The sequence below is a fragment of the Bacteroides sp. ET336 genome (genome assembly GCF_024733815.1).
GTDB lineage: Bacteria > Bacteroidota > Bacteroidia > Bacteroidales > Bacteroidaceae > Phocaeicola > Phocaeicola cellulolyticus.
Window position 1 is genome coordinate 346,871 of the sequence record NZ_JANRHK010000001.1, and the last position, 25,878, is coordinate 372,748.

Consider the following 25,878-nt stretch of genomic DNA (forward strand, 5'->3'; position numbering starts at 1 on the left):
ATGGCAATAATTAAAGATTACGAACCGGAAGAATTGCAATTCGTTCTTCCGGAGGCAGTCAAGGAACAGTTTCCTTTGGAACTGCAGTTTGAGAAAGCAGAAAGTGAGAAAGACATCTTGAAAGCGGTCAACGAGTATTTCAACGCTCTGTTTCCGGAGAATGAAATGGCAACACGCTACATGGATGATATCGAGAAATCTGATTTGCGTGGCAAGTATTGTAAAATTGTCGAACAGGATCTTCCGAAAGCTGAGGATGCTTTACTGAACGCGAAGGAAGAAGCCAAGCGTATCAAGTCAGATGCAGAAGAAAGGCTTAACTCCTTGTATAAGCAAGTCAATGACTATGCGGCCAAAGTTCAGGAAGGTACAGAAGAAAAACAGTTGCCGGCAACCAAGACATTCCGTATTGCATTGAATGGTTATTTCCTATACTATGCAATACTGAATGGTAAGGTTAGGCTTGCAAAGGCTAATAAGATACCTCCATACGACAAATCATCATTGTGGGCTCAGGAAGATAAGAACAGGGTTGCAATGATGGAACTGTTCGGTCTTGATTTCCCTGCTCCGGAGAAACCTTCTGATGAAGAGTTCGATGAAGAACATGACATGCTTCCAGACAACGATGATGGAGAAGTGATGGGAGAGGAAGAATTCAATCAAACTGTAGGGGATGAGTAGATTACAGCATAAGCGTGGCCGCAAATCCAATTATGCACGTTCGCTTAACAATCCATATTGGGAAAAGGTTGCAAGGAATGTGAGGTTAAGGGATGGGCATAAATGTAGGATTTGCGGTTCACGCTATCCTTTGGAAGTCCATCACAAACGATACAAGGTAAATGGTGTATCAATCGTAGGAAAGGAACTTGAGCACCTTGACTGCCTTGTCACTCTGTGTGCTTCCTGTCATGAAAAAGTTCATAAAGGAATAATCAGAATATGAAGTTTCAATTAAGAGATTATCAGCAGAATGCCAGTAATGCAGCTATATCACATTATAGATTGAAAGGTGGAAAGAACTATCTTATGGTATTGCCCACCGGTGCAGGAAAAAGCCTCATCATAGCTGATATTGCAGCGAGATTGAATGAACCTTTACTGGTATTTCAGCCTAACAAGGAAATCCTGGAACAGAACTTCGCCAAGCTACAGACATACGGAATCTTTGATGCCGGGTGTTATTCCGCTTCTGTAAAGAGAAAGGATATAAACAGGATTACATTCGCCACCATCGGCAGTGTGTATAATCACATGGATGATTTCAAGCATTTCAAGTATATACTTATTGATGAGTGTCATTTGGTAAATCCTTCCGAAGGTATGTATGCAGATTTCTTTTCAGCGGCAGAGAGACGTATTATCGGGTTAACTGCTACTCCATACAGACTGAGTAGTACGATGAATGGTTCGATGCTTAAATTCCTTACAAGAACCAGACCGAGAGTATTCAGTGATGTTATATATTATTGTCAGGTTAGCGAACTCTTAGCAAGGGGATTTCTTACAAAACTGAAATATTATGACCTCACAAAGATAGAACTTGTGAATGTTAGAAGAAATTCTACCGGTGCAGACTTCGATGACAGAAGTCTTTCCAAAGAATTTGAAAGGGTTGACCTGTACGGATATCTGATAAGTATGGTAAGAAGGTTACTAGCACCTAAAAGTGGAATACCAAGACGTGGAATACTGGTATTTACAAGATTTGTCAAGGAAGCCGAAATGCTTACCAATGAGATACCAGACAGTGCTGTTGTCAGTGGTACAACACCGAAGAAGGAACGCGAAAGAATTCTGTCTGATTTTAAATCAGGAAAGATAAAGGTTGTAGCCAATTGTGGTGTGCTTACTACAGGATTTGATTATCCGGAACTGGATACAATCGTTCTTTGCAGACCTACGATGTCGCTGGCATTGTATTACCAGATGATAGGTCGTGTCATACGACCATACCCTGGGAAAGAGGGGTGGGTAGTTGACCTGTGTGGAAACATTAAAACCTTCGGTAAGGTTGAGGATCTGAGAATAGAACAGCCGGAGAAAGGTAAATGGATGGTGAAAACCAACGGAAAACAATTAACCAATGTAATACTATAGCTTATGTATGTAATTAGAGGACAGATACCAAGCAAAAGTAACTGTTATAAGATAGTCAATATCAATGGCCATGCAAAGCTGGCGAAACAGAATGTTCTTACCGAATACGAGAAGAACTTCTATATCCAGTGTCCGGAACGTGGGCGAATGGTCAAGGGGTATTTCAAGTTGGTTGCCAAGATTTATTATTCCAGTAATCGTCCGGATTTGGATAATTCATTGAAGATATTACTTGACTGCCTGCAGTTGACTAAGACTATAGAGAATGACAGATACTGTACACACATAGACATTCAGAAGTTCATAGACAAGAAAGAGCCGAGAATTGAATATGAGGTGATACCGATAGAGTTTTAGGAGGTGGTTATGGAAAAGAAACAAAGCTATTTCTCCCATGATAGTAATGCTCGTAATTCCGAGAAGCTGATACGTTTGAGAATGCGGCACAAGGCTGCCGGATATGGTGTCTATTTTATGATACTCGAAAGGCTTCGTGAGGAACCCAATTACATGAGTGTCAAAGATTATAATGTTATAGCCTTTGACCTTCGTGAAGATGCCTCACTTATTAAGTCAGTCGTAGAGGATTTTGGGTTATTTGTCTTTACCGAAGATGGTAAGTACTTCTACTCCGAAAGTTTCTCACGCAGGATGGGTATAAAAGATGATGAAAAGGCTAAACGGTCGGAAGCAGGAAAGAAAGGCATGGCAAGGAGATGGGCGCATGCTGAGAAATCGGCTGAAAATCCGTCAGAAAATAACACTGTTATAACAATGTTATCAGAAAACGATAACAATAGTATAACAACGGTCGAAAATTCCATAACAAGTAAAGTAAAGAAAAGTAAAGTAAAGAATAATAAAGAAAAATCTCCTAAAGGAGATACAAAGAAAGACGAGCTTTCTTTGCCTACTCCTGTCAAGAACGAGCCAGTAGATTTTGTCGGGTTACAATCATACTTCAACGAAACTTTCAAGGGTAAACTGCCCATGGTAGCTAACATGACGGAAGCAAGACGTAAGGCTGTCAAGGCACGGATAGCTGAGTATGACAAGAACACAGTATTCCTGGTTCTGCAGAAAGTATTAGCCAGTCCGTTCCTTCTCGGATGCAATGACCGAAACTGGAAATGTGACTTCGATTGGATATTCAAAGCAGCAAACTTCACAAAAATTTTGGAGGGAAATTATGACGAAAAACGAAATAGCAATACAGCAAGCGGCAGAAAAGCGACAGTTAGCCGTCTTACAGACCTCGCCGAAGCAATACTTGCAGGCGATGAGACCTAAGAGCGTTGATGATGTGTTTGCATCATCAGAACCGGCGCTCGCTATGGTAGATAAGGAACTCGGAAGAAACCATGCAAGGGCGATTGTCGTGATACTGCTGTCAGAGGTTGTCGGTTTTTTCAATGCGTCAAACACGATGAATGATGCTCAAGTAGCTATTACTACAGACCTTATCATCGAGGAATATCCATACTTCAAGATTGATGATTTGAAGCTGGCTTTCCGTAATGGCATGAAAGGAAGGTATGGAGAGATATATAACCGTCTGGATGGTTCTGTTATCATGCGATGGCTTAAGCAGTACAATCAGGAACGGTGCGCCAAAGCTGATATCGCATCATTCAACGAACATAAGAACCGTATCGAAGAAGAAAAAACAGGACTATTTTACGATGAATACCGTAAGCAACTGAAAGAACTCGCTTTTCAAGGTAATACAGACGCACAGGAGGCACTTCGAAGGTCAGACGAAGTATTACACTTCATGAAGAAGAAAAGTTTGGAAAAGCAAAAGAAACAGCTTGAGGAATATGAGCGTAAACTTGCAGGTAAAGGAATTTGAAATAAAATTCAACAAAAAAGGGATGCAAAGGAAAGAATACATCTGCGAGAAATTCGGATGGAAGCACGTGCATCTTACTGTTAACGGTCATTGCTTAGTCAGGGTTAAATCTACAGACCTGGAAGTCTTTGAAGAAACTGCGAACAGGCATTTCATATCAATCATAAAAAGGCTGTAAAATGGCGAAGTTTCTGTTTGCAAAACTTGTCAATCTGAACTATCTTTACTGATGTAATAAACTAAAAGTCAAACTAATAAATATAAAATTATGGCAGAAATTCAAAAACTACCGGTGATGCTCATACAGCCGTCACCTATGAATCCTCGTAAAACTTTTGACGATGCGAAACTTGAGGAACTCGCTCAGAACATTGAAGAACAGGGCTTGTTGCAGCCTATCACAGTCAGGAAAATCAGCGATGAAGAAACACATATTGATGAAGAAACCGGTGAGGTTGTATCTATAGAACCACGATACGAGATTGTATGCGGTGAGAGACGTTTCCGAGCATGGAACCTGCTTGTAAACAAATCGTCCAAGTACAATGAGATACCTTGCATCATAAGGGAAATGACTGATGAACAGGCTTTCGATGCAATGATAACAGAGAACTTGCAGCGCCAGGATGTAGATCCTGTTGAAGAAGCCATAGCATTTTCCCTGCTTCTTGAAAATGGCAGTCCTGTAGAGGACATTGCTGTACGTTTCGGTAAATCCATTCGGTTTGTACAGGACAGAGTGAAACTTAAAGGACTTATTCCGGAACTGATTGAGATGCTCAGAAAAGACCTCATACCAATAAGTGGCGCGATGTTGCTTGCTAAACTTGATGCTGATGCACAAAAAGAATTTCTTGAAGATGAAATTGACAAGGAAGAGGGCGCTACACTTTCTGATATCAAGGATTACTTAGATGATTTATTCTGTGTCATCAACAAGGCTCAATTCTTTGAAGAGGATAATTTCAGCGATAATATTCCTTCGTGCTCCGGATGTATAAACAATACAGCCAATCATGGATGCCTGTTCTACGAAATGAAAGGTACAGAGCAGAAGTGTACCAACCGTGAATGCTTTGCCAAAAAACAGGCAGAGTATGTTAAATACCGAGTCATTAAGGAAACTGATAATCTTGTAAAGAAAGGTGAACCCTTGACATTCGGTAAATCTGTCATAGTTATTGGACAACAGAACTCATGGGATAGTAATAAGGAAAAACAAGCAAAAGCTGATGCTATCCAGTTATATAACGATATGGGATTTGAGGTTGTAACCGAGAAAGTTTTTGACCATGAATGTTGGTATGATGAGAAAGATGAACGAATTAAAGAGAAACTTGATAATAACGAAATATACCGTTGCATAGAGGTACTTAATTACGATAGACCATATTTCAAAGTGTCCCATTATTACCTTAAAAAATCTTCAAAAGCTAATTGTCCGGCATCAAAACAAATCGAATCACAGAATATTCAACAGCAGATGCAGCGCAATAAAGAGATAGTTATTGAGAAGGCAACTGAGACAATGCGCAAATGGGCTGACGAGATAACTGATTATTCAAGCAAAGCTGATGACATGACTCTTAATGAGCAGGTTATTTTCGATGTACTTGTCATCAAGAGTTGTGGTTACAAGTTCCTTAATTCCCTTTGCCCGGAAGGTGAATTTGATATGGTCAAGTATGTAACCGAGCATCCTCAAGACCGAATGAAATGGTACAGAGAATTTATCCGTTACAAACTCTCCGAGTCTGCAGTGACTTATAACAAACACCTTCAGGAATGCCAGAACATGCTGTTCAGAGAACAATATCCGGCAAAATACAAGGAAATGTCTGATAAACTGAATGAGGCTTATCAGAAAAAGGATGAAAGACTGAAAGCTAAACTTAAAGAACTTGAGAATGAGCAACAGTAACCTCAAAATATGGAGTGAACATGAGGTGGATATTCTTAAAAAAGAATATCCTACCTGTTCCTCACTTCGGGAACTTGCAGACATAATGGAACGTTCTGTATATTCATTAATTGGCAAAGCTAATTCTTTGGGTATAAGAAGAAAAATAATTGCAGTATGGACTCCGGATATGGACAATATACTTAAGGAAAATTATCCATACAAGGAAACTTCGGAAGTTGCAAAAATGTTAGGTCTGACAACTAAGCAGATTCTTTGCAGGGCAAGGCGGCTTAAGTTACATAAAAGTCCGGAAGTTGTTAAAGGAATAAGGGAAAACGGTATGTTTCTCAAAGGTCATGTTCCTTTCAATAAAGGTATGAAGCAACACGAGTTCATGAGCGAAGAAGTTATTCAGAAAACAATCGCAACAAGGTTCAAGAAAGGACAAATCCCTGTTAATGTAAAGAATGTCGGATATGAACGAATAACAAGAGATGGCTATGTAGAAATCAAGACAGAGAAAGGTTTTGTTTTAAAACATCGTATGCTATGGGAGAAATATTACGGAACAATACCAAAGAGACATGTCATTCGATTTAAGAATGGTAACAAACAGGATGTCAGAATAGAGAACCTTGAACTTGTTACCTTCGAAAATAATATGAAAGACAATACAATTCATAATTACCCGCCTGAGATTAAGACTGCGATGCGAAGAATATCAAAATTAAAAAGAATGGTAAAGAAATATGAGCAAACTGACGATTGACAAACTTAATGAGCATCTGTTTGAAGCAATAGAGATGCTGAAAAATAACAGCGATCCGAATGCATCGCCAAATGAAAAGATAGACATTGAAACCGCCAAGACTATTGCAGATCTTGGTAAGGTTGCAGTAGAGGGTTTCAAAGTAAAGGCGCAGGCTTTATCCATGTTGGCCAGAACTGACAATCCTAAAACAACTAAAGAAGCTTTGGTCGCTTCCGGCATAGTTCCGGAAGTCAATGATGTGAAACTTATCCAATAACCTTATACCATGAAAACCAGAGGGCCATAATAGCAGATTTTTCTACGTGAAATTATTTGACAAATATGCTAATCGAAGAAATATATGATAACACTTAACAAACTTGCTGTAAAATGCAGGGAAATAGCCTTGCAAAGACATAAGATAACCAGGGACAGTTCACATAAGGGACTGGCCATAGGCATATCAATGGAATGGCGGGAGTTAGTCAATGCTTCTGATGATCCGAGCAAACATATAAGTGATTACTCTGAAAGGGAGGAAGAAGCGGCAGATATAATAATTGCTGCAATGACGTATCTGCAGAGTATCGGTTGCAAGGATATTGAGCAGCTTATCAAGGACAAGATTTCTTTCAACGAAAAGAGAACTGATTAGCATGCCACTTAGTGATGATGATTTTAGTGTTGATGAAAATAGTAGGTATGAAAACAGAATTTACTTTTGATAATGTTCCAGTTTGGAAACTGGAAATGAACAAAGGGCAGTTGCAGGGATTGCCCAAGAACCCTCGTTTCTTCAGGGATAACCGCTATGAAGCGATGAAGAAAAGCATTGAGGACAGTCCAGAAATGCTACAGTTGCGTGAACTGATAGTCTATCCATACAACGATAAGTACATTGTTGTTTGTGGCAATCTCAGGTTAAGGGCTTGCAAGGAACTCGGATATACTGAGCTACCATGCAAAATACTGTCGGAAGATACACCGACAATCAAGTTAAGGGAGTATGCCACAAAGGACAATGTATCTTTTGGTGAAAACGACATGGACGTGATGATGAACGAATGGGATAAATCAGAGTTGCAGGACTGGGGAATTGAGTTTGCGCCGGAACCAGAAACAGACGAATTCAAGGAGCGTTTTGAAGCCATAACGGATGAAACGGCTGTTTATCCTCTTATCCCCAAGTTCGATGAAAAACATGAGTTATTCATTATCATTTCGTCCAATGAGGTGGATAGTAACTGGCTGCGTGAAGCTCTTGATATGCAGCACATGGAGAGTTACAAGACCGGGAAAGTAAGCAAGAGTAATGTTGTTGATATAAAGGATGTCCGCCATGCAATTGAGAATCGTAATACCAAGTCATAAGCGACACGATAGGGTGTTCGCTAAAATGCTGGTGAACGACCCGATAATATGTGTGGCAGAAAGCCAGGCTGACCTTTACAGACAGTTCAATCCCGATTGTGAGATAGTGACGCATCCCGATGATGTGATAGGCCTCATCCCTAAACGTAACTGGATGGCGAAGCATTTCAGGAACCTGTTCATGCTTGACGATGATGTGCATGCCTGCAAGGCATTGTATGCCGAGAAGGGTGAGCCATCAAGGGTTAAGGATAAGAACGATATCACACGGATCATCTTCAATCTTGCAGAGCTGGCAGAGATGATGGATGTACATCTGTTCGGTTTCACTTCCAGAATATCCCCTGTAATGTATGATGAGACTGGTTTCCTTTCATTGTCAAAAATGATAACCGGTTGTTCGTATGGTGTATTCTACAACAAGAATACATGGTGGAACGAGGATTTGAAGTTGAAGGAAGATTTTTGGATTTCCTGCTATATGAAGTATAAGGAGCGTAGGGTACTTACAGACCTTCGTTACAACTTCGAACAGAAATCCACATTTGTCAATTCCGGCGGACTGGCTGCCTTCAGGAACCAGGCAGAGGAACAGAGGTCTATCATGCTAATCAAGAAGCATTTCGGTGACAGTATCAATCTGAAAGGCTCTACCAATAACGGAAAAGATAAGACAAAGCAGCTTGTTCAGTACAATATAACGTGTAAGTTTAAGTACTGAAAGGGCGGATAAAAAGGCTGTAAAATGGCGAAGTTTCTGTTTGCAAAACTTGTCATTCTGATTTAACTTTACTGATGTTAAATACTAAAAGTCAATGCTTTATGATTATTAGAACCGTTAGAGGATATGATTTTTTTGAAGTTTCTTCAGCTATGCAGAAGGCCATAAGAAGGGCAGATGCGGCTGTAGCAGGGTACTTTGCACTGGAATTATGGACCAGTGGTTACAGGGACTATGTGTGGAAGAGACTGTTTACTATAAGTGCCGAGGATTGTTACGGTGTAATAACCAAGGAAATTGAAGCCTTGTGGCAGGGACATGAACTGGTTAACAAGGGGAGTAAGGAACCGAAAGGGCGTATATATGTCAGCAAGGCAGTACTTCTTCTGTGTGAGTGCAGGAAATGCCGTGATGCAGATCACCTTCAGAATTTCATCTACGACAAGCGTATGATTGATGCTGATGCCTGGCTGGATGATGTCCGGAGAAATCCGATACCTATTCCACCATATACCTTTGATGTTCATACCAGAAGAGGGAAGAAGATGGGAAGGACAAAAGAGGAATTCTTCCGTGATGAATACGAAGCCTTGAGCCCCAGGGAAAGGGGCTTGTTTGATGGGCTAGTTGAGTGAAAAAAGGTGATAAAAAATAGTGATTTTCGATTGCATAATCAGTTGAAAATCACTATCTTTACAGAGTAATAAAACAAAAGTCAAACCAACCAAATTTAACATTATGGACAGAGACGAACGTCAACGCGTTCGCGCTGAGAGATATCGTACACTCTCACAGAAAGCGGCGCAAAGGGCAGAAAATGCCTATCAAAGAAGTAAATCTATGAGTGATGCCATTCCTATGGGGCAACCTGTACATGGATTAGCGGACAGAAAATATCGCGAAAATATTTGGAATACCATGGGACAGTCGGTAAAGCATTCGGAAAAAGCCGGCTACTGGGCTGACAAAGCCTCATCCGTTGAGAACAACACTTCCATTTATTTGGATGACGACAATGCAGTGGAGAAACTTGAAAACAAGCTAAGGGAACTTGAAAGAGTTCAGGAAACCATGAAGGCTGCAAATAAGATTATCCGTTCCAAGAAAACTTCCGAATTAGAGAAACATGACAAACTTGTGGAACTTGGCTTGACTGAGAGCCAGGTCAGAAAACTTTTTGTGCCTAACTGTTTTGGTGAAATCGGTTTTGCATCATGTACCATCACGAATAACGGTGCGAATATCAGAAGAGTCAAACAGCAACTTGAGAAAGCTCGTACAATGAAGAGTATGGAAAACAAGGAGTATTCAATCGGTGATATTGATGTAGTGGAAAACTACTCCGAGAACCGAATTCAGTTGTTTTTCAATGGGAAGCCGGATGAAGCCGTTAGGGATGTTCTCAAGAAAAACGGTTTCAGATGGTCCGGTTACAATGGTTGCTGGCAGGCTTATATCAATTATTCATCAAGGTTGTTCATTCAAAAAATCAAGGAAAATGAAGGCATTCAAGTTTAAGTTCGGAATTACTACTGTAGTTATGACATTGTATCTGACAAAGAAAGTCATAAAGAAATACAAAGATCTTGTTTTTAGAGTTTCACCAAGTGTGGGTTTTAGAGAAGCGCGATTGATGCTTGGTAATGGGTACGAAATGCGTGTCCTTCAGAACCCTAATACCAATTTACATGATGTTGCCATAACGCACAATGGGGTACTTGACCTCAAAAATGGTGTAATTGATAAGATGCGTATATCTATTACCGGTGATGAAGTGGAGAAACTGATGATTAAGGCTCAAAGAAAGGAGTGGAAATGAAAACGAAAGAACAGTTGGCAAGAGAACATTCACAGGTTACAATAGAGCAGGTGTATGGCTCAAGTGCAGAATATGGTACTGAAGGTGAGCTTATCGAAACAGCTTACTTAGAGGGGTGGGATGCCTGTATGGAACATCTGGCAACTATGCCCTGGGATAAGGCAATGAATGAAATAACAGAACATATAAAAGACAACAGATGAAGATTATGGAAAAGAAATATATAAAAGTGCCATTTGATGTGGAAATGGCAAAACGTATTCAGAATAAAGAATGTGAGGGTAGAATTGCAACAAAAAAGGATTATCACATAAGGGTTGTATGTTGGGACCGGAAAGGCCCAGCTCCTATTATCGGCTTGATTGACATTGGTGACGGTTCGGAAAGTATAGAGCATTATTATAGCAATGGTGTGAGTTTGCATAAGCATGATGAAGAGAATGGTTGGGACCTCATGCTTGAAATCCCCGAATACATTAAATTTAAGGATGGGGATATAGTTAAGCTGTCAAATGATACATATACATGGCTGTCTATAATCAAGGATATAGATTTGTCTGATGACGGTAAAGGAGGTTTGTTGTACTTCACAAATGACTATGTATCTATGCTGATTAACGACGGTGACGGGAGTATTGATATTGATACCTATTCAGATGCCGGACAAAAAGTTGAAAGGGCTACCGAAGAAGAAAAGCAGAAACTCATTGATGCGATGAAGGCGAACGAAAGTCCAAAGGCAAAAGAATATCTGAATAGGTTCTTTGGGATTGAAGAAAAACCGAAATACCAGTACAAGGATGGAGACTTATATATGACTCCCAATGGTGGTATAGGTATCTACAGCGATAAATATGAATGTGAAGATTATATGCCATACCATATATTCATGGACTCAGATGGTAGATTATATGGAAGTGATAGTAAATGTGGTCGAGGAAGAATTAGCGAATGCAAGCCTATTACCAGTGCAACAGATAGGACTCGAATGGTCCAGGCCTTGAGAAAGGATGAAAATCTGATATCCAAAGCGTGTCTTAAGAAATATTTCGGTGATGAGGATTGGATTAAACATATCAGATTTAAAGAATGTGTTCTTGTACGTGGTTCAGAACAGGATGTTTGGGTTCCAGCCGAGTACGGATACTATTCAGAAAAATTAGCATCACATGTTGTTTTTAACGGTATGGGGTGGAAACATTGTATTCCATATACTATACATACAAAACATCTAATGGGAACAACCGATAACTGGGAGGAAATAGTATGACAGAGCACGAATTAGATAAACTATGCGAACAGAACCCCTGTTGTGATTGCAACTGCATAAAGTGTCCATTGTTTGCAAAGTATATGAGTAGTGAAAATGAGTAAAAACTATATTACCTATCTTGGCAGTGATGTATATCCTGTTAGGATAGGTAGAAAGGAGAATAAATAATGAAGCCAATACTTGATGCTTGCTGCGGCGGCAAAATGTTTTATTTTGATAAATCGGATAAAAGGGTATTATTCCAGGATATTCGCAAGATAAAGACAACTCTTTGTGATGGTAGGATTTTTGAGGTAAGCCCTGATGTTCAATGTGATTTTACTGATATGCCATACGAAGACGGTACTTTTTCTATGGTTGTGTTTGACCCACCTCATTTAGTTTATAGCCGGGGTAAAAAATCTAAAATGGTCGATATGTATGGCTCTCTGAGTGAGAGGGCAAGACCTACAGGTTATCAGCAAATAAAGTATGGTGCATTATATTCTGATTGGCGTGATATGCTTTCAAAAGGTTTTAAAGAATGTTTTCGCGTTCTTAAATCAGGTGGCTTTTTAATATTAAAATGGAATGAAACAGATGTAAAAGTTTCTGAGATTTTGAAATTAACACCAGAAAAACCAGTTTTCGGTCATATATCAGGTAAACGTTCTAACACACACTGGATTTGCTTTATGAAAGATTAATTATGGGAAGATTGAAAGTCTATTACGGATGGGCAAAGATAGGTAATATTCGTAAGAAACGTGCGATATCCGTCATATTCGAGAACGAATGGCATGGCTGCAGGTGTGACCGTGGACAAAGGATTTTGAGAGCGGCACAGGAAACAGTAATAGAGAGGTACCAGGATGAGGAAGAAGAAAAAGCTGCAAAAGATTGTAATCGGATATTTACGGAATATAGTCTGTTTTTTGACGAAAAACCAATAAATGGCAGTCTTAACAAGATACTCCAGATGAACAGTGAAGCAGACAAAAATCATGTTTCTAAAGCTATGCGTGATAAGATTGCGGAAGCCTTACGGAAAGCCTTTATGCAGGAGAACCGTAGATATAGTGAACCTGACGAACAACAACTCTCTTTAAATTTTGAATGATATGGGAAAGCAGGAAAATGTAAGCGATTTTTATCAGTTCGCAAAGGATTTGGCCAAAGCTGAAAAGGAACTGAAGATTGAGCAATGGGTTGAAGTAACTATTTACTACGGATATGCAGAAAAACAAGTAAGCTTATATCACTACAATCTTCCCAGTGAGATGTATTTCCGGTACCAATGGGTAATCAGATGGAGGATGGCGAAATTACAGTGCCAATACCCCAAACAGATTGTATCTACAAGCCTGTACTTCTATGACAAGCGTTCTGGAGAATCTATGAAGGTTAGCGGTTGCCTTAGTAAACTTATATCAGCAAAAGCCCAGATAACAAAAGCAGAACGCAGGATGAATGAATACATAGAACACAACCGTCAGAACAATCTGTTCTTTGACGAGAATACGGACGAGGAGCTGGTTAAGTTCCGGGAGAAACTGGAGCGAAAGAAACTCGAATGTGCTGAGTGTGAGAAACGATTAGAACAATTGGTGGAAAGGAGAAAAAGTATATGAAAAGAATATATAAAAGCTGGGTTGAAAGTTTATCACAAGCTGGGATTCATCCAATATCCGATGATACTGTTGCAAAGATATTGGCTATAGTGTATGTCTATGGCGGTAGTATGGAGTTTATCTATAACGACAAACTTATGACCGACATAGTTTATGCCCAAAAACGAGCAAGATTAAATGGGACGGAAGTGCCTAACGCTTCTATCGTTAATGAGGTAAAACGGTACATTAAGGATATAGAGGATTTCCTGAAGAATGCTAAAAGCGTAAAAAGTGATAGTCCTTTTGCTGTTGAGCATCCACAATGGGTTAAGGACTTCATGGAAGAAAGGTATAACATTAAAAAAATGTGGATATGATATACGGATATTTAAGAGTTTCCTCTGACGAACAGGATGTCAATTCCCAAAAGCAGGGAGTTGAACAGTTTGCTAAAGACAAGAACTGGAACATTGACAAATATATAACCGATGAAGGTGTTAGTGGTGGAAAGGACCCGGATAAAAGAAACTTAGGTCCACTATTGCAACTACTTAACAAGGATGATGTGATTATATGTTCCGAGATAAGCCGTCTTGGTAGGGATTTGTATATGGTTATGGATATCCTGCACTACTGCATGGAGAAAGGCTGTATTATTTATACAGTCAAAGACAAATTCGTTTTAGGAGATGATATTCAAAGTAAAGTTCTTGCATTTGCTTTTGGTTTATCTGCAGAAATTGAAAGACAGATGATCCGGCAGAGGACAAAGGAAGGACTTAGATTAAGGATGAAGCTTGGTGTGTTGGTTGGTCGCCCGATAGGTCGTTTGTCTGAGAATGTAAAACTTGATGCAGTCAAAGATAAGGTTATAGAACAATACAACTGGGGCGTTCCATTAAGAAGGCTAGCAGAAAACTTCAATGTTGACCGTAATACCATATCAAGAACACTTGCAAGATGGGGTATTACAGAGAAAAAAGATTGGCAGAAAAAGCAACGTAATGAAACTTATAAAGATGAACCATATAAGGTTGTTAATCTCGACATGCAGAAGTGTATCCAGTTGATTTCAGAAGATAAGACTATTCCGGAAATAGCAGAACGGTTCCCGGAATACTCATACGAACAGGTATATGACACTATTTTGTGTAACCAGGAACTTAATAATCTATACAGGAAACACGGGCAGTTAAAACTTAAAAAGAAATGACTCCTAAACAACTATCAATAAACATGGATTATGGCATCAGCAAGGAACAGGCTTGTATTCTTTGTCATTTGTCCTCTGAATGTGCAGGATGCTGTGTGAAATGTAGGGCTGAAAACAAAAATGGAACTTGTTACGGACAAACCTGCTCGATACCTTCAAGAGACTATGACGGACAAAGGTGGAACGCATGGATGCACATTGTTTCTACTTCGCTTCCGGAACTCAAACGATTTATACCAGTGAAATACAGAAAACATTTAAAAACAAAAAAGTATGAATACAGAAGATTACGTTAGCCTTGAAGTGGCAAAGTTACTAAAAGAAAAAGGTTATTGTTTGCCATGTGACTCGTTCTACACGTTAGAAGGGTTTATAAAGTTCAGAAGTATTGCTGATAACTTCAACAGGCTTACGGCATATTCACGGCCAACTTTATATGAAGCACAGAAGTGGCTTAGGTCAGTCAAAGGTCTTCATGTTGAAGTGATTTATATGAGTGAAGATTACTGGCTGTACGAAATACTGACAATCCCAAATCACAATTTGATAGGACTTTCTGACAGAAAGAATGTAAAATATAATAGCTACGAAGAAGCACTCAGCGCAGGAGTGTTTGAAGCATTAAATCTGATTTGAATAATAAATGAAAACAAAACTATATTACCTGTTTCTGGCAGTCATGTGGTGGCTGCTGGGATAGGTGGAAAGGAGATAAAATGGCAGCGTATGATGTAAACCAACATTGTGAGGACTGTAGATATGCAGACGCATTCGGAAGAAGCTGTAAGCACGGACTTTTGTTCCCACTCATGGTGCTTATTACTTATGGCGATGTGTATAAGTGTCCTAACTATGATAAAAAAACAGTCGAACAAATTAATGAACAGATGGCTCAAAGAGAACAACGTAGAAAGGAGAGACCATGACAAGAAAAGATATTGAAAAAGCTAAAGCTGAAAACGCTGAAAGAATAGCAAATATAGCCTATTCCGGAGGTGGACATATCGGTCAAGACGATTTGGAAACAGTTTTTGAAAATGGTGCAGAATGGCGCATCAATTCCGTGTGGCATGATGCAAGTGAAAAGCCCAAATTGGGAGAATTGATAATAGTTGAAGTCTATGGTAAAATCTGGGACTATGGCAAATATGACGTTTGCGATACAATCCATCCAAAAGCACGATGGGTGTATATGAAAGACTTAATACCAACGAAGGACTGATATGGAAATAAAAAGGTAGTAAAATGGCGAAGTTCCTGATTGCATAATTTGTTGTAAATCACTAACTTTATAGATGTAATAAACTAAAAGTCAAACCGTTTTTGGAGGACTGAGCTATGAATAGAGAAGAGTTGAAAAAGTCCATAGGCGAAGATTTATGCCCGTTTTGCCCATGGACGAATGGAGAAATAGAAAAGCCAGCATACGGGTCTTGTTAGGGCAGTTATTGCGATGAAGCATTGGATAACTTCATGGAAGAAAACGAACAGTATTTCGATGATTTGGAGGAATAAGTATGCAAGTATCAATAACAGAAAAGGAAGTTGAAGCAATTGACTTCGGATTGGAACAGATTAGAGACGCATTGGAAGGTTCCTCTTCTGAGGAATACAGACAGGATGCTGAAGAAGCTATGAGAAGCCTGAGTAATATATTAAGAAAATATCATTTGGCGAAAGAGAAGGCTAACGACCTGAATAAAGCTAAAAGATACATTCGCTCAAAAAGCGGATGGATGCCACCTGCAAAACTTGACAAAATGGCAAGGTTATTACTAAAAAAAGCAGAGCTTAATAAATAAAACGATTGTTGAACATCATAAATAAACAAGAAATGAAAAGAATAAAAGTAAAAATAGAGACATCAGTAGAGACCATGTTAGGTGATAAGCCAGTAAATGAATTTCTTAGTGATGTCGCAGATATATGTCATACATCATTGGAGTATTCAACATCAAAAAATGAAGGGTGTGAGAAGCTGTATGAAAATGGCGAATACGAAGATTATAGAAACGACATGGCAGACAGGATAACTGTTCTTGAAGGTGCTATTTGCCGTATTTTAGATTTGCTGGAGGATTGAAAATGGATAAGAAAGAAGAAATGCTTAGGGAAGCCGTTCACAATCATTATCAGTGTAACGGTAAACATGCTTGTGAAGAACGTGCTTATTGCCGCTTTTGTGAAGGAGAAAATATCGCACATGACTGCGATGAGGATTGTTTCGCTGATGAGTTCAGCGAAGGCTTCCTGTCCGGCTGGGATGCCTGCTTGAAATACCTTGGTGAAATCCCCTGGGATGAAGCCATGAATGAGATTTGTAAACAGATAAAAGATAATAGTAAAAAGGCGGAGGAATGATTATGATGCCAAAACAATTACCAAATGTAATGAACGATAAAGGGTATCAGAAAGATGCCCGCGATTTCGCAAAGAAAATTATGGAGTGCAAAGGAATTATTTATCCTTGTAAGGATATGAACCATTTCCAGGAATGGATGGAAGAAGCTTTGTCAAAGGCTTATTTGTACGGAGCGCAATCAGCTGTAAGAGTTGGTTATCTGCTTTCTGATAAAGACTGGGAGGAAACATACAAAGGATTAAAAAAAGAGATTGCTGAACTGAAACAACAAATTGAGGAGGATTAAGTTATGATAAGAAAAGTAGATATGTATCAGTGTGTATGCGATGGATGCGGAAAGGCGCATGTAGATGAATTTAACGGCTATGTAGCATGGACTGATGAAACTGGAGCAAGAACCAGTGCAAGTGAGGACGAATGGACACAAATAGACGGGAAAGACTATTGTCCGGACTGTTACGAATTTGACGAAAAGAAAGATGAATATAAGCCAAAATCAGAAGATAAGCAATGAATGAAGAAAGTGTAATAATAGAACTTGACACCGTCCTCGAATACAGGGATGGTCAGGTGTACATCAAGAAGATGAATACAAATGAAATGCCAGCCACTCTGACATTCAATCTTATTGAAGCATTAAATAATACTATTGTTGAATATTACAAAGGAAAGCAATGAAAACAATAGAAGATAAAAACAGAGTCGATATAAAGACTATCGAGAAGTATGATGAAATAAACGGACATGATGTTATCAGAGAAACACTTTTATATAAAGGGTGCGAACTTTGTTCTGAGATAGCATCAGTCCAGTATATACAAAAAAAATATCTTGAGGAAACTGCATTTTATCTCTATGGTCTAAAAGTTAATGCTACAAACAAACTATATGTTGGTTATGTACTCGACAGATATTGGAGAAGAAACGACTTGCAACCTTTTGATATGAAAGGATATGTCATTGTTCCAAAAGATATATACAATGAGTGCAAAAAAATCAATGACAGTTATAAGAAATGAAAGCAATATCCATCAAACAGCCGTGGGCGAGCCTTATCGCTCACGGTATAAAAGACATCGAGAACAGAACTTGGAGCTGCCCTAAGAAATACTTAGGACAGAGGGTGCTGATTCATGCGAGTGGTTGTCATGGTAAGAAGTTTGAGATAAGCCTTACTGATGAACAGATGAAACAAGCCTTTTCTTTGATTTCAGAGAAAAGCACTTCCGGCGAGTGGGAGTTTGGTGCAATCATCGGCAGTGTAGTAATAGCAGAATGCGTACAGAACCATCCTTCAGTATGGGCAGAGAAAGGAGTCTGGAACTGGGTACTGAAAGATGCAATACTCTTTGATAAGCCTATCCGTGATGTGAAAGGGAGACTTGGTTTTTGGGATTGTAATTTGGATATACCGATAAATAAATCGGATGATTAAAAAGTTAAAAATAAGATAATACTCTGATATTCAATGTTTTATGTTTTGTAAATATATATATTATTACTATCTTTACATATCAAAAATAACAAATAGCTCAAATTAAAATTGATATGGCAAATACGGATTTAACTGGTGAAATTTACGATTTATTATCTGAATATTTGACAGATAAACATATAAATGAAAAAGTTTCCCCTTCAAAAGAAGAGATGGGAGAAGCGTTAAATTGGTTCTTAGAGAAGTTCTATGAAAACAGTGAAGATGATGAAGAGTAATAAAGCTCTTATCTATTCAAAGTCAATATCATCATTTTCAAGATTTTGCCATTTTGCGAAACGTGCTGATATTCTTTGTAAATTAGTGTCATAAATCGCAATTACATATATGTAATTGCTTATTTACCTACTGAATATGAATGTAAAAACAAGACACAGGCTAAGCCTGCTAATCAGGATGCTCGTATTCGTTGCATTATCCGGCATCCTTTCACTGGTGATGAGTACAGCGACATCGCCATGGGTGATAACAATGACAGCTGTAGTGCTGTCACTCGCTGTAAGTTATCTGACGTTCCGGGAACGTGATACGTTCTATTTCGTGTCATTCACGTGCAATGGGAGCCAGGGGCGGTGTTATCTCAGATTCCATGAACGTGTTTCACTTGATGAAATTGAAAAGAAGCTTACAAGCCTCAACTCCGGAAATCAGACAGTAGTGTGTTGGTATGAGAGGGTAAGCAGGTATGAATATGAACTGAATATATCCAGTGAAAATGGAACACTACCAAGCTAAAGGTGTAGTGATAATGCTTATATTCGTCATGCTTGGCTATGCAGTCGGAATGAGCGACATAACAACAGCATTGCTTCAAGTAATAGTTATATTGCTTGGCAACATATTGAATGTATTGTGTAAAATTCTAAACAGGTTGAAGAGATGAAGATTATTGTAACCGGCAGTGAAGGCTTCATAGGGAAAGCCCTCTGCAGAGAGTTAAGGAATCGTGGTGTTGAAGTGGTCGGCATAGACCGTGTGTGTGGAACCGAAGCTGCCGATGTATGGCACATCTTGAAGGATGGTGGCATAGATGCAGTAATCCATCTTGCAGCACAGACAAGTGTGTTCAATGATGATCGAGAACAGATACTGAATGATAACATATTAACATTTATCAGTGTTGCCGATGCATGTACTGCTTATGGGGTGAGACTGGTATACGCCAGTTCATCGACTGCAAACCCTTGTAACACTACAAGTATGTACGGCATTTCCAAGCATTTTGATGAACAGTATGCTTCAATCTATTGTAAGAATGCCATCGGTGTGAGACTGCATAACGTGTATGGACCTAATCCGAGAAAGGGAACTCTTCTCAATATCCTCATGAACTCGGAAGAAGTGACATTATACAATGGCGGTCTTAACACAAGATGCTTCACTTACATAGATGATGCGGTCGAAGGGTTGATATGTGCCATAGTTTGTAAAGAGAAACTTATTAATGTAGTCAATCCACAGGTTTGTACGGTCAAGGAATTTGCCGAAGAAGTAAGCAAGCATAATGGTGTCAAACTGAAATGCGTAGGGGAGAAAAGAGAATTTGATAATCCGTACCAGGATGTTAATGTTACTCTATTTTGTCCGCTATTGGATTATACCCCATTCTCCATAGGGATAACAAAGGTTTTTGACTATGCCGAAGAAAGTGAGGAAAGGTAGAAAGGTTAGAATGGATGAATGGGACAAACCCACCCTCGGATGGAAAAAACGTGAGAGGTTCTGCAACATGCAGCCTAGAGTGAGAATCCACCGTAAGGGCGGGTTTTATTACATTTCCCTGTTTGCAAGCACAAAGGATGGAATGTCATTTACGGAAATCAAGAATTCGGGTGAGTGTGCAGAAGCCATTTCAAGCGCCGCTACAGAACTGATACTCTCAATGGTACGGCCGGATGATGAATGGTGCATCGTCACCACACCGAAACGCAGACACTTCACAGAGTATCATTTTGCGACTGACATCTGCAAAAAAATCGCCCGGGGGTTGAATATAAAATTCTATGAATCCGCTATCCAATGCCTTAACAAGACACGTATAAATCCGGAATTTCACCTACTGAGACCAATAACAGAACAACGCATAATACTCTTTGACGATATATGCACAACAGGAAGTACAATAACAGCAGCCTACGAACTCCTAAAGGAACGAAAACAAGTTCTTTGCATAGTAGGCATAAACAACCATTAGCCTATGAATAACAGACTGACAGAAAAACAAGAGAGATTCTGCAATTATTACCTAGACTGTGACGGCAATGCAAGTGAGGCATACCGCATGGCTTATGACGCATCGAAGATGCAGCCTGAGACGATTTGGAGTAATGCCAGTAGGATGTTGGCCAGTAACAAGGTTGCAACAAGGATAGCCGAACTGAGGTTAGAACGTGCTGAAGCATCGAAAGTTAACCGCGAAAAGGTGGAAAAAATCCTCATGGATATAGTGACGATGGACCCGAATGATTTGTACATCGTAGATCCTGTAACCGGCAAGATAAAACTCAAGTCTCCAAACCAGATGCCAAAAAGGGTGAGAAATGCCATGAAGAAGATAAGCAATGACAAAGGAAAGGTAAGCTATGAGTTTAATGGCAAAGTTGAAGCTGCCAAACTGCTTGCTTCTATGAACGGTTGGAATGCGCCTCAACAGATAGCATTGACGGGTAAAGATGGCGCAAAAACAAATGAAATACGCATAGGTTTTGACGATGAGATTGAATGAAATCTGAAAAATAGAACAATTAAGTGAGAAAAATATCGGGGGTTATACAAAAGACAATACGAAAAATCTAAAAAATAGAACAAAAATAGCCGATTATGATAGTAAATCACAAGAAACTCAATCCGAATGCCTTCTATCTGCTGAAATATCTCAATGATGCCACACTGCGATTTATCATTTTGTATGGCGGTTCATCATCGGGTAAGTCTTTCAGTGTAGCACAGGCTGTGCTTATACAGACATTGCAGGACGGTGAGAATACACTTGTGATGAGAAAGGTCGGTGCTTCAATCAGCAAGACAATTTATGAGGATTACAAGGTGGCTGCATCACTGCTCGGTATATCACAATACTTCAAGTTCATACAAAATTCAATCAAATGCACATACAACGGTGCGAAGATAGACTTCTCAGGTTTGGATGACCCAGAGAAGATAAAGGGTATCAGCAACTACAAGAGGGTACAGCTTGAGGAGTTGTCAGAGTTTGAGTTTGCGGACTTGAAACAGATTCGTAAACGTCTCCGTGGTAAGAAAGGACAGCAGATTATTGCAGACTTCAACCCGATATCAGAGACTAACTGGATAAAGAAGGATTGGCTGGATAATGAGAAACTGCATGATGTCCCTATGGTTGTAGAGATTGGTGGTAAGGTCATACCTGCAGAACTTACAAAGGTCAAATCATTGAAGATGAATGAAGGCAAGTCAATGGTCAATCCTAAAACTAAGGAAATAGAGGAATATCCGCCTAATATGGTTGTCATTCAGTCGACGTACCTTAACAACTTCTGGGTTGTAGGCTCGCCTGATGGAACATACGGATACTATGACGAACAGTGTGTGATGGACTTTGAGCATGACCGCCTGTACGATCCGGATTATTACAACGTCTATGCGTTGGGAGAGTGGGGTGTAATCAAAACAGGTAACGAGTTCCTTAATTCCTTCAATGTAGGTAAGAATAGCGGTGAATATCCTTACATACCAGGATTGCCGATACATCTGTCAGTGGACAGCAACGTGTTGCCATACATATCCGTAAGTTACTGGCAGGCAGATTTGAGTAAAGGTAAGGATATGTACCAGATAGCAGAAACGACTGCTGAGAGTCCGAACAACAGTGTAAGGCGTGCGGCCAAACTGGTATCTAAGAAACTAATCGAACTTGGTTATGGCGATGTAATCTACCTTCATGGTGACGCCTCAGCTAAAGCAGCCAACACTATTGACGACAACAAACGCTCTTTCATGGATTTGTTTATCGACACATTGAAGAAAGACAACTGGACAGTAGAGGACAAGGTAGGAAACAAGAATCCTTCAGTATCCATGACAGGGGAGTTTGTCAATGCGGTTTTTGAAAAACAGTTGCCTGACCTTAGCATCAACATCAATGACGGTTGCCGTGTATCCATAGATGATTATCAGAGCGTGCAGAAAGACGCGAACGGTGCGATTCTCAAGACAAAGGTAAAGGATAGTGTAACCAAACAGACATACGAGGAACACGGACACCTCACCGATACGCTGAGATATGTTGTACATGATATCATGTATGAGGAATACGTCCAGTTTGCCAACAGACGCAAACGTAATACATACTCTGAGAAAGGAATGTTCTCATTCTTCAATCCGGAACTGAAATACAAGTACAAGTCCAGTATTGTCTATGTCATGCCTAATATCGAAGGCAAGTTCTATATGTGTCATGCCGGTGAGTGTGGCGATAAGTGGCACATGCTTGACCTTGTAATGCTTGAGACAACTTCGAGTGCGGAAATGAAGAAGATGATAATATCGCATAAGGCTGATGTGTACATAGTGGAATCCTCACCTGCCTACTTCCAGATGGCAAGAGAGCTTAGAACATCGCTTGAAGAAGTAAGGATAAAAAAGGAGTACCAGGATATGAATAAGCGAATATCCGCTACATCTGATTTTATCAAGATTCATTTTCTGTTGTCTGAAAGCGGAATGGATAACCCGGTATATAATTCATTCATTACGGAGGTTCTTGATTATAATGGTACTGATAATATTGGTGCAAGTGCCTTGTTAAGCGGTATAGCATACAATATTATAAAATTGTCAGAATGATATTGTTACCTATAATGCGTTGATTAATAATGTTTTAAGTACTGTTTTTGTCCTTTGTCTAATTTCAAGATTTTAGCAAAATGTGATTGGTGTTTTCCCATAGTTTATCTTTGTTATATACAAGAAAATTATGGGAAATAACTTTTTCAAAGACAACAGATTACCAGCCAATACGACGTTGAAAATGTCAAGTGTTCCAGTCGGAAGCACTTCGGTTATCAGTACTCCTGTAGGTGGTGCTAAGGACTGGAGTGTAGAAGATTTGTTCGTATCTCCGTTCGTATGTGGCCGTAATTACATGGAGTTATTCCAGTCCGTTCCCGAAGTATTCTTTCCGATAGATTATATTGCATCGCGTATCGCAGGTTCCGGCTTTCAGCTTAAGAAAGTCAAGGATGACAGTGTGGTATGGGAAAATAAGAGAATGAACCAGATTCTTACAAAACCAAACTGTATGATGTCATGGAAGGAGGTTATCTACTCTCATTTCGTGTATAAGCTTTGTACCGGTAATGCCTTTTTCCGTGCAGCTATGAGTGAGACCTTCAAAGAGCAGCCTAAATGGAAATGGTGTGACAACTACTGGGAGTTACCTGCCGATTATGTCAATGTAGAGCCTAATCTTGGAGTAAATATACCTATGTTCGGTATAGCAAAGGAAGAGGAAATTATACGCTGCTATCGTCTGAACTATGGTTATGTAAGCACTATGGATATTCCTTCATACCAGATATGGCATGACAGAGACGGTTTGCCTGAATATATGTCTGTTGACGGCTTTATGAAATCACAGAGCAGGTTGGCTGCACATCTGAAACCAATTGCCAACCTCATAGCAGTATATGAAGCACGAAACGTGATATACGTTAAACGTGGCGGTTTGGGATTTCTTGTTTCGCAAAAAAAGGATGAAGCCGGAACGGTTGCAATGACGAAAAAAGAAAAGAAGGAAATTCTTGATGATCATTATGACAGATTTGGTCTTGATAAACGCAAGTTGCCATATGGATTGAGTGATGTTCCTCTGACTTTTGTGAGAACTAACCTTACCATAAGTGAGTTACAGCCGTTTGAAGAAACTCTTACTGACGCTATTCAGATAGCCGGAGCATACGGTATTCCTTCGGTGTTGGTACCACGTAAAGACCAGTCAACATTCAGTAATCAGGCCACTGCAGAGAAAGCCGTATATACATCTACGATAATTCCGATGGCTAAGCAGTTCTGCAAGCAGCTTACGGCGTTTCTCGGTCTTGAAGATGGTGGTTATTATCTTGACTGTGATTTCTCCGATGTGGATTGTCTGCAGCAAGGATTGAAGGAAGCTGAGGAAGTCAAGACAATGGTTAATACCAGATGCAAGGAACAGTTCCTCAGCGGCCTCATCAGTATCAATGACTGGAGAGCGCAAATTAACGAGAGCAGATTTGAAGATCCTCTGTTCGACAAGACATTGTTCGACATGACGGACGAGGAAAGAGATATAGTAAAACAAGTAATAAGTCTTAACACAAAAAGCGAAGTTGAAGATGGAAGAGAAAACCAAAAGCCTACAGTACAGAACGAAGGCGAATGATGTGGATGAGAAGGGTATTGTCACTGTAGCGGTGAACGGTATCGGTGTGAAAGACTCGCAGAACGACATTTCCATGCCTGGTTCTTTCAACAAGACGTTGAAGGAGAATATCGGCAGGATGAGATGGTTCCTTAATCACCGTACTGACCAGTTGTTGGGTGTGCCACTAAGTGGCGAGGAAAAAGAGGGAAACCTCATTATGGTAGGCCAGCTTAATCTTGAGAAGCAGATTGGGCGAGACACGTTGGCAGATTACAAGTTGTATGCCGAGAATGGCAGAACACTTGAACACTCTATCGGAGTAAAAGCCATAAAGCGTGATGAAGCAGACCCGTGTAAGGTGCTTGAATGGAAGATGTTCGAGTATTCGACATTAACCAGTTGGGGAAGCAACCCTCAGACATTCCTTGTAAACCTCAAATCAGGTACACAGGAACAGGTTAAGGATGCCATTGAGTTTGTAAGGAAAGCGTTCAGGAATACGAATTACTCTGAGGAACGCCTAAAACAGTATGATATGGAACTTAATCTATTGCTTAAAGCCGTCAATGGCGGTAATGTGGTGACCTGCCCTCATTGCGGACACCAGTTTGATTATGACGAACAGCATGAGCATACATTCACTCAGCAGGTACTTGACAATGCGGCCATGTATTCCAGATGGCTTACTGACCGTATAGTAAGCCAGGAGATTGACAAACTGGAACCGGAAGTACGTGCAGAAGTGATTGCACTTATTGATTCTGTGAAATCGGAAGGACTGGAGTTGACAGAGAAATCTGTACAGAACTTCATGGCATATGTCCGTTGTCCTTCTTGCTATGGAAGAGTATATAGAAGTAACGCCTTGTTACAGGATGGTAGCACTAACATCTTTGCCGGAAAGTCTGAGCCGTCGAACGACACTCAGGATAAAACTGAAGGAGCGCACGAAGATGATGATGTTAAGAAAAAAGCCGCCGAAAGCACTTCTTTCTTCGGACCACTGAATGGGGTATTTAGTAATAATGATTAAAATTTTAA

44 protein-coding genes are annotated in these 25,878 nt (G+C 39.8%); all 44 read left to right on the forward strand.

Features of this window, described 5'->3' with window-relative positions:
• The 44 genes from NW213_RS01580 (at window position 1) to NW213_RS01795 (ending at window position 25,870) form a co-directional block, all read left to right on the forward strand.
• Window positions 1–684 carry a hypothetical protein gene (locus NW213_RS01580; RefSeq protein ID WP_258321594.1) on the forward strand — a complete coding sequence of 228 codons (684 nt, stop codon included), beginning with the start codon at window positions 1–3 and terminating at the stop codon, window positions 682–684.
• Window positions 677–949, forward strand: a complete 273-nt coding sequence (locus tag NW213_RS01585; RefSeq protein ID WP_235329177.1) for an HNH endonuclease — start codon at window positions 677–679, stop codon at window positions 947–949. Before NW213_RS01580 ends, NW213_RS01585 begins: the two co-directional genes overlap by 8 nt.
• Window positions 946–2,103 (forward strand): DEAD/DEAH box helicase, encoded by a 1,158-nt coding sequence (locus NW213_RS01590; protein ID WP_258321595.1) that lies wholly within the window; start codon window positions 946–948, stop codon window positions 2,101–2,103. Before NW213_RS01585 ends, NW213_RS01590 begins: the two co-directional genes overlap by 4 nt.
• Before the next feature lie 3 nt (window positions 2,104–2,106).
• On the forward strand, window positions 2,107–2,460 hold the full coding sequence (locus tag NW213_RS01595; RefSeq protein ID WP_258321596.1) for a RusA family crossover junction endodeoxyribonuclease: 354 nt from the start codon (window positions 2,107–2,109) through the stop codon (window positions 2,458–2,460).
• 9 nt (window positions 2,461–2,469) lie between these two features.
• A complete protein-coding gene (locus NW213_RS01600; RefSeq protein WP_258321597.1) occupies window positions 2,470–3,393 on the forward strand; it encodes a DUF4373 domain-containing protein in 924 nt (307 codons plus the stop codon).
• Window positions 3,383–3,955 (forward strand): DUF6633 family protein, encoded by a 573-nt coding sequence (locus NW213_RS01605; RefSeq protein WP_258321598.1) that lies wholly within the window; start codon window positions 3,383–3,385, stop codon window positions 3,953–3,955. The genes NW213_RS01600 and NW213_RS01605 overlap by 11 nt, the downstream gene beginning before the upstream one ends.
• Window positions 3,924–4,133, forward strand: a complete 210-nt coding sequence (locus NW213_RS01610) for a hypothetical protein (protein WP_258321599.1) — start codon at window positions 3,924–3,926, stop codon at window positions 4,131–4,133. The genes NW213_RS01605 and NW213_RS01610 overlap by 32 nt, the downstream gene beginning before the upstream one ends.
• A gap of 90 nt (window positions 4,134–4,223) precedes the next feature.
• Window positions 4,224–5,876 carry a ParB/RepB/Spo0J family partition protein gene (locus NW213_RS01615; RefSeq protein WP_258321600.1) on the forward strand — a complete coding sequence of 551 codons (1,653 nt, stop codon included), beginning with the start codon at window positions 4,224–4,226 and terminating at the stop codon, window positions 5,874–5,876.
• Window positions 5,863–6,627 carry an HNH endonuclease signature motif containing protein gene (locus NW213_RS01620; RefSeq protein WP_258321601.1) on the forward strand — a complete coding sequence of 255 codons (765 nt, stop codon included), beginning with the start codon at window positions 5,863–5,865 and terminating at the stop codon, window positions 6,625–6,627. Before NW213_RS01615 ends, NW213_RS01620 begins: the two co-directional genes overlap by 14 nt.
• Window positions 6,608–6,886 (forward strand): hypothetical protein, encoded by a 279-nt coding sequence (locus tag NW213_RS01625; RefSeq protein ID WP_258321602.1) that lies wholly within the window; start codon window positions 6,608–6,610, stop codon window positions 6,884–6,886. The genes NW213_RS01620 and NW213_RS01625 overlap by 20 nt, the downstream gene beginning before the upstream one ends.
• Window positions 6,887–6,970: 84 nt before the next feature.
• Window positions 6,971–7,264 (forward strand): hypothetical protein, encoded by a 294-nt coding sequence (locus NW213_RS01630; RefSeq protein ID WP_258321603.1) that lies wholly within the window; start codon window positions 6,971–6,973, stop codon window positions 7,262–7,264.
• A 47-nt stretch (window positions 7,265–7,311) separates the two neighbouring features.
• Entirely contained in the window at window positions 7,312–7,980 is a 669-nt protein-coding gene (locus tag NW213_RS01635) for a ParB/RepB/Spo0J family partition protein (RefSeq protein ID WP_258321604.1), read from the forward strand.
• Window positions 7,949–8,701: a hypothetical protein gene (locus NW213_RS01640; RefSeq protein WP_258321605.1), complete on the forward strand. Its 753-nt coding sequence runs from the start codon at window positions 7,949–7,951 to the stop codon at window positions 8,699–8,701. The genes NW213_RS01635 and NW213_RS01640 overlap by 32 nt, the downstream gene beginning before the upstream one ends.
• Before the next feature lie 101 nt (window positions 8,702–8,802).
• On the forward strand, window positions 8,803–9,336 hold the full coding sequence (locus tag NW213_RS01645) for a hypothetical protein (RefSeq protein ID WP_258321606.1): 534 nt from the start codon (window positions 8,803–8,805) through the stop codon (window positions 9,334–9,336).
• A 103-nt stretch (window positions 9,337–9,439) separates the two neighbouring features.
• Window positions 9,440–10,219 (forward strand): DUF3560 domain-containing protein, encoded by a 780-nt coding sequence (locus NW213_RS01650; RefSeq protein ID WP_258321607.1) that lies wholly within the window; start codon window positions 9,440–9,442, stop codon window positions 10,217–10,219.
• Window positions 10,200–10,520 carry a hypothetical protein gene (locus NW213_RS01655; protein ID WP_258321608.1) on the forward strand — a complete coding sequence of 107 codons (321 nt, stop codon included), beginning with the start codon at window positions 10,200–10,202 and terminating at the stop codon, window positions 10,518–10,520. The genes NW213_RS01650 and NW213_RS01655 overlap by 20 nt, the downstream gene beginning before the upstream one ends.
• Window positions 10,517–10,723: a hypothetical protein gene (locus NW213_RS01660; protein ID WP_258321609.1), complete on the forward strand. Its 207-nt coding sequence runs from the start codon at window positions 10,517–10,519 to the stop codon at window positions 10,721–10,723. The genes NW213_RS01655 and NW213_RS01660 overlap by 4 nt, the downstream gene beginning before the upstream one ends.
• A 5-nt stretch (window positions 10,724–10,728) precedes the next feature.
• Window positions 10,729–11,790: a hypothetical protein gene (locus NW213_RS01665; protein ID WP_258321610.1), complete on the forward strand. Its 1,062-nt coding sequence runs from the start codon at window positions 10,729–10,731 to the stop codon at window positions 11,788–11,790.
• A 170-nt stretch (window positions 11,791–11,960) separates the two neighbouring features.
• On the forward strand, window positions 11,961–12,479 hold the full coding sequence (locus NW213_RS01670) for a class I SAM-dependent methyltransferase (protein WP_258321611.1): 519 nt from the start codon (window positions 11,961–11,963) through the stop codon (window positions 12,477–12,479).
• Between the two features lie 2 nt (window positions 12,480–12,481).
• On the forward strand, window positions 12,482–12,892 hold the full coding sequence (locus NW213_RS01675) for a hypothetical protein (protein ID WP_258321612.1): 411 nt from the start codon (window positions 12,482–12,484) through the stop codon (window positions 12,890–12,892).
• A gap of 1 nt (window position 12,893) precedes the next feature.
• Window positions 12,894–13,403, forward strand: a complete 510-nt coding sequence (locus NW213_RS01680) for a hypothetical protein (RefSeq protein WP_258321613.1) — start codon at window positions 12,894–12,896, stop codon at window positions 13,401–13,403.
• Complete coding sequence (locus NW213_RS01685; protein ID WP_258321614.1) at window positions 13,400–13,762, forward strand: hypothetical protein; 363 nt, start codon at window positions 13,400–13,402, stop codon at window positions 13,760–13,762. Before NW213_RS01680 ends, NW213_RS01685 begins: the two co-directional genes overlap by 4 nt.
• Entirely contained in the window at window positions 13,759–14,598 is an 840-nt protein-coding gene (locus NW213_RS01690) for a recombinase family protein (protein WP_309148279.1), read from the forward strand. The genes NW213_RS01685 and NW213_RS01690 overlap by 4 nt, the downstream gene beginning before the upstream one ends.
• A complete protein-coding gene (locus NW213_RS01695) occupies window positions 14,595–14,894 on the forward strand; it encodes a hypothetical protein (protein ID WP_258321615.1) in 300 nt (99 codons plus the stop codon). Before NW213_RS01690 ends, NW213_RS01695 begins: the two co-directional genes overlap by 4 nt.
• Complete coding sequence (locus NW213_RS01700) at window positions 14,872–15,234, forward strand: hypothetical protein (RefSeq protein WP_258321616.1); 363 nt, start codon at window positions 14,872–14,874, stop codon at window positions 15,232–15,234. The genes NW213_RS01695 and NW213_RS01700 overlap by 23 nt, the downstream gene beginning before the upstream one ends.
• An 80-nt stretch (window positions 15,235–15,314) precedes the next feature.
• On the forward strand, window positions 15,315–15,524 hold the full coding sequence (locus NW213_RS01705; protein WP_258321617.1) for a hypothetical protein: 210 nt from the start codon (window positions 15,315–15,317) through the stop codon (window positions 15,522–15,524).
• Window positions 15,521–15,820: a hypothetical protein gene (locus NW213_RS01710; RefSeq protein WP_258321618.1), complete on the forward strand. Its 300-nt coding sequence runs from the start codon at window positions 15,521–15,523 to the stop codon at window positions 15,818–15,820. Before NW213_RS01705 ends, NW213_RS01710 begins: the two co-directional genes overlap by 4 nt.
• 295 nt (window positions 15,821–16,115) lie before the next feature.
• Complete coding sequence (locus NW213_RS01715) at window positions 16,116–16,400, forward strand: hypothetical protein (RefSeq protein ID WP_258321619.1); 285 nt, start codon at window positions 16,116–16,118, stop codon at window positions 16,398–16,400.
• A 32-nt stretch (window positions 16,401–16,432) separates the two neighbouring features.
• The gene (locus NW213_RS01720; protein ID WP_258321620.1) at window positions 16,433–16,681 is read left to right on the forward strand and encodes a hypothetical protein; all 249 of its coding nucleotides are present in this window, start codon (window positions 16,433–16,435) and stop codon (window positions 16,679–16,681) included.
• 2 nt (window positions 16,682–16,683) lie between these two features.
• Window positions 16,684–16,959, forward strand: a complete 276-nt coding sequence (locus NW213_RS01725; protein WP_258321621.1) for a hypothetical protein — start codon at window positions 16,684–16,686, stop codon at window positions 16,957–16,959.
• A 2-nt stretch (window positions 16,960–16,961) separates the two neighbouring features.
• On the forward strand, window positions 16,962–17,246 hold the full coding sequence (locus NW213_RS01730) for a hypothetical protein (protein ID WP_258321622.1): 285 nt from the start codon (window positions 16,962–16,964) through the stop codon (window positions 17,244–17,246).
• 3 nt (window positions 17,247–17,249) lie between these two features.
• Window positions 17,250–17,474: a hypothetical protein gene (locus NW213_RS01735; protein WP_258321623.1), complete on the forward strand. Its 225-nt coding sequence runs from the start codon at window positions 17,250–17,252 to the stop codon at window positions 17,472–17,474.
• A complete protein-coding gene (locus tag NW213_RS01740) occupies window positions 17,471–17,638 on the forward strand; it encodes a hypothetical protein (RefSeq protein ID WP_258321624.1) in 168 nt (55 codons plus the stop codon). Before NW213_RS01735 ends, NW213_RS01740 begins: the two co-directional genes overlap by 4 nt.
• The gene (locus NW213_RS01745) at window positions 17,635–17,979 is read left to right on the forward strand and encodes a hypothetical protein (protein ID WP_258321625.1); all 345 of its coding nucleotides are present in this window, start codon (window positions 17,635–17,637) and stop codon (window positions 17,977–17,979) included. The genes NW213_RS01740 and NW213_RS01745 overlap by 4 nt, the downstream gene beginning before the upstream one ends.
• Complete coding sequence (locus NW213_RS01750; protein WP_258321626.1) at window positions 17,976–18,395, forward strand: ASCH domain-containing protein; 420 nt, start codon at window positions 17,976–17,978, stop codon at window positions 18,393–18,395. Before NW213_RS01745 ends, NW213_RS01750 begins: the two co-directional genes overlap by 4 nt.
• A 113-nt stretch (window positions 18,396–18,508) precedes the next feature.
• Window positions 18,509–18,673: a hypothetical protein gene (locus tag NW213_RS01755; protein WP_258321627.1), complete on the forward strand. Its 165-nt coding sequence runs from the start codon at window positions 18,509–18,511 to the stop codon at window positions 18,671–18,673.
• Between the two features lie 136 nt (window positions 18,674–18,809).
• Window positions 18,810–19,190, forward strand: a complete 381-nt coding sequence (locus tag NW213_RS01760) for a hypothetical protein (protein ID WP_258321628.1) — start codon at window positions 18,810–18,812, stop codon at window positions 19,188–19,190.
• Window positions 19,171–19,338: a hypothetical protein gene (locus NW213_RS01765; protein ID WP_258321629.1), complete on the forward strand. Its 168-nt coding sequence runs from the start codon at window positions 19,171–19,173 to the stop codon at window positions 19,336–19,338. The genes NW213_RS01760 and NW213_RS01765 overlap by 20 nt, the downstream gene beginning before the upstream one ends.
• Complete coding sequence (locus tag NW213_RS01770; protein WP_258321630.1) at window positions 19,335–20,117, forward strand: NAD(P)-dependent oxidoreductase; 783 nt, start codon at window positions 19,335–19,337, stop codon at window positions 20,115–20,117. Before NW213_RS01765 ends, NW213_RS01770 begins: the two co-directional genes overlap by 4 nt.
• A complete protein-coding gene (locus NW213_RS01775) occupies window positions 20,092–20,649 on the forward strand; it encodes a phosphoribosyltransferase (RefSeq protein ID WP_258321631.1) in 558 nt (185 codons plus the stop codon). The genes NW213_RS01770 and NW213_RS01775 overlap by 26 nt, the downstream gene beginning before the upstream one ends.
• Window positions 20,650–20,652: 3 nt before the next feature.
• Window positions 20,653–21,180, forward strand: coding sequence for a terminase small subunit (locus NW213_RS01780; protein WP_258321632.1), 528 nt, complete (start codon window positions 20,653–20,655; stop codon window positions 21,178–21,180).
• 95 nt (window positions 21,181–21,275) lie between these two features.
• Window positions 21,276–23,279: a PBSX family phage terminase large subunit gene (locus tag NW213_RS01785; RefSeq protein WP_258321633.1), complete on the forward strand. Its 2,004-nt coding sequence runs from the start codon at window positions 21,276–21,278 to the stop codon at window positions 23,277–23,279.
• A gap of 130 nt (window positions 23,280–23,409) precedes the next feature.
• Complete coding sequence (locus tag NW213_RS01790) at window positions 23,410–24,855, forward strand: phage portal protein (protein WP_258321634.1); 1,446 nt, start codon at window positions 23,410–23,412, stop codon at window positions 24,853–24,855.
• Window positions 24,809–25,870 (forward strand): phage prohead protein, encoded by a 1,062-nt coding sequence (locus NW213_RS01795; RefSeq protein ID WP_258321635.1) that lies wholly within the window; start codon window positions 24,809–24,811, stop codon window positions 25,868–25,870. Before NW213_RS01790 ends, NW213_RS01795 begins: the two co-directional genes overlap by 47 nt.
• The last annotated feature ends 8 nt before the right edge of the window (window positions 25,871–25,878 follow it).